The sequence below is a fragment of the Pseudonocardia sp. MH-G8 genome, from assembly GCF_002262885.1.
GTDB lineage: Bacteria > Actinomycetota > Actinomycetes > Mycobacteriales > Pseudonocardiaceae > Pseudonocardia.
Window position 1 is genome coordinate 1 of record NZ_NKYF01000080.1, and the last position, 507, is coordinate 507.

The following is a 507-nucleotide window of genomic DNA, read 5'->3' on the forward strand; positions in this document are numbered from 1 at the left end:
CCTCGACGTCCCGGACACGCGCGCAGTCATGTTCTCCGTCACCACCCGCAACTCCCTGGTCGTGCTCCCGCTCGCGCTCGCCCTTCCCACGACGCTGGCCATGGCACCCCTGGCGGTGGTCACCCAGACCCTGGTCGAGCTGGTGGCGATGGTCGTGCTCGTCCGCGTCGTTCCCCTGCTCACACGCGTTCCCCGCGACCCAGCAGCAGCCGGCTCGACCGGGGCAGCCACCTCGTCAACGGACGTCTCAGGAACCGGGTAGCGAGCTGGCTGCCAGCGGCCGTCAGCCGGGCGTATCGCTGGCTCCCGACCGTGGGATGGCAGATCCGCTCAGCCGCGCACCCAGGTCCAGGCCGTGCTCAACTCGTCGCGGGTGAAGGTCTTGATCTCGCCGGTGATCAGGAGGTTGGCCAGCTTGGCGCACCACCGCTCCCAGGTCGGCGCGCCCACGATAGCGACCTTGTCGAAGTCGCGGCGGTGGCGCAGGTCCAGACAGGTGTTGCGCCA

The 507-nt window shown here is 69.8% G+C and carries 1 protein-coding gene and 1 pseudogene; one reads left to right on the forward strand and one right to left on the reverse strand.

Annotated elements, in window-relative coordinates; all coding sequences use genetic code 11:
• Positions 1-262, forward strand: a pseudogene (locus CFP66_RS46915) (hypothetical protein); the annotation flags it as partial.
• Positions 263-330: 68 nt separating this feature from the next.
• On the opposite strand, the gene CFP66_RS50625 reads toward CFP66_RS46915, so the two are convergent.
• A partial coding sequence (locus CFP66_RS50625; RefSeq protein ID WP_143517649.1) for an STAS/SEC14 domain-containing protein occupies positions 331-507 on the reverse strand: 177 nt, incomplete at its 5' end.